Below are 2,380 nucleotides of genomic sequence, written 5' to 3' on the forward strand. Positions count from 1 at the left end.
ACGCCGCGATCGCCCAGCTCGACGCCTACCTCGCCGGGGGCCTCGCCGACGACCAGCTGCTGCGCCCGCTGCACGGCCGCCGCGAGGCCCTGCGCGCCGAGACGATCGTGCGCGACGGCGTGCGGCCCGCGGTGGCCCGCTACCGGGCGGGCCTGGCGCAGCGGCTCGCGCCCGGGGCCAGGCCGGACGCCGAGGCGGGCGCGTGCCACGTGCCCGGCGGCACCGAGGGCTACGCGGACGCCGTCGCCCGCTACACCCGGCCCGGGCTGGGCCCGGAGGAGGTCCACCGGACCGGGCTGGACGCGGTGGCGGCGCTGCGCGAGGAGTTCGCCGAGCTGGGTGCCACGGTGCTCGGCGTGAGCGGCACCGACCGCGTGCTGGCCGCGCTGCGCGAGGACCCGGCCCTGCGGTTCGGCAGTGCCGGGGAGATGATCGCGCTCGTCGACGACGCGCTGGAGCGGGCCCGCCGCGCGTCCGCCGGGTACTTCCACGCCTACCCGATCGCCGACTGCGTGACCCGCGAGATCGACCCGATCGAGTCGGAGACCGCGCCGCTCGCCTACTACCAGCCGCCGGGCCCGGGCGGCCTGCCCGGCACGCACTGGATCAACACGCTGCACCCGCACACCCGGTTCCGCTACGAGTACGAGGCGATCGCCTTCCACGAGAGCGTGCCGGGCCACCACCTGCAGATCGCCGTCGCCCAGACCCTGCACCACCTGCCGGAGTTCCGGCAGAAGCCGAGCGGGCAGCTGACCGCGCACGTCGAGGGCTGGGGGCTGTACACCGAGCGGCTGGCGGACGAGATGGGGCTGTACGGCTCGGACCTGTCCCGCTTCGGCATGCTGTCGCTGGACGCGCTGCGGGCGGTGCGCCTGGTGGTGGACACCGGGCTGCACCACTTCGGCTGGTCGCGGGAGCGGGCGATCGCGTACATGCGGGACAACACGGCCACCACCGAGGCCAACGTCCGCAACGAGATCGACCGTTACATCGCGTGGCCCGGGCAGGCCACCGCCTACCTGATCGGCCGCCGGGAGATCGTCCGGCACCGGGAGCGGGCCCGAACGGCGCTCGGCGGGCGGTTCGACGTCAAGGGGTTCCACCACGAGGTGATCGGGCACGGCAGCCTGCCCCTGGACGTCCTGGACGGGCTGATCACGGACTGGATCACGGACTCGGCCGCGGCGCACTGACGCCCGGACGCGCCGCGGGGTGGGGCCGGCGCGGGCCCCACCCCGCTGCCGTCAGAGCGCGACGGCCTCCAGGTACGAGGCGTCGCCCTTGTCCCCGGCCAGGTAGAGGGTGTGGCCGTCCCGGCCGAGCACGGTGGACGTGACGGAGTCCAGACCGAAACCGGTCAGCGTCTCGCCGGGGACGGCGGCGTTGGTGGCGGTGTCGTAGGAGAGCACCGCGGCCTTCGGGGTCTTGCCGTCCCGGAGGAGGTAGAGCCGGCGGGAGTCCGGGCTCGCCGACACGAGGTGGAGGTCCTCCAGGTTCGGCTCCACCGTGAACGCCGTGCTCGCGGTGTCCTCCTGGGGGTCGATCCGCAGGACGGCGCCGGTGCTCGCGCGGTGGCCCAGGGCGTACACCTTCGTGGCGTCGGGCGAGACGGCGAGCTCGTCGCCGTAGTCGATTCCGGCGACCGTACCGACGATCGCGGGCTCGTCGCTGCCGACGTCCAGGTGGTGGACGCTGTCGGCGGTGCCGACGTAGGCGTCGGTGGTGCCAGGCACGGGGTTCACCCGGTCGACGGTGAACCCGGTCAGCTCCGTCGCCCCGAGGAAGCGGTTCGCCGTCGTGTCGAACGTCAGCACCCGGCCGGGGCCGGAGCCCAGGCGCGGGGCGAACGGGCCGTACTGGTTGACGTAGAGCCGGGTGCCGTCCGCGCTGACGGTGGCCCCGGTGAGCATGCTCTCGTTGAGGCCCTCGGGGTCGCGGGGCTGCTCCGGGGCCGTCGCCCGGGCGATTTCGGCGCCGGTCGTGAGGTCCATCGTCAGCACGTCCCGGCCGACGATCACGTAGAGCCGCTTGCCGTCGGGGCTGACGACCGGGGTCCGCACGATGTTGAGCGCATTGGTCGTCAGCAGGTGCGTGACGGCACCGGTCCTGGTGTCGACGATGCGGACCGTGCTCATCATGTCGGTGGCGCTGACCCGGTGGTTCACCAGCACGTAGGCCTTCGTGCCGTCGGGGCTGACGGTGAAGCCAAGTGCTTTGCCACCGAGCGCGATCTGCACGGGCGCAGGCGCCGCGGGGGCGGCCACCGCGACCCCGCCGCCCGTCGCCAGCAGGGCCGTCACCGCCGCCAGCGCTCCCACCCAACGGGCCTTCTGCACAAGCTTGTTCATTCCATACCCTCCCCGGTCCGGCCGCGGCG

At 74.0% G+C, this 2,380-nt stretch carries 2 protein-coding genes; one reads left to right on the top strand and one right to left on the bottom strand.

What is annotated here, in order from left to right:
* Positions 1-1,196: DUF885 domain-containing protein (locus AB0O00_RS36005; protein WP_363658918.1), on the top strand; the 1,196-nt coding region annotated here is incomplete at its 5' end.
* 51 nt (positions 1,197-1,247) lie between these two features.
* On the opposite strand, the gene AB0O00_RS36010 is transcribed toward AB0O00_RS36005, so the two are convergent.
* Positions 1,248-2,351: a hypothetical protein gene (locus AB0O00_RS36010; RefSeq protein ID WP_363658919.1), complete on the bottom strand. Its 1,104-nt coding sequence runs from the start codon at positions 2,349-2,351 to the stop codon at positions 1,248-1,250.
* Between the last annotated feature and the right edge of the window lie 29 nt (positions 2,352-2,380).

It is taken from the genome of Kitasatospora sp. NPDC093558 (assembly GCF_040683475.1).
Lineage (GTDB): Bacteria > Actinomycetota > Actinomycetes > Streptomycetales > Streptomycetaceae > Kitasatospora.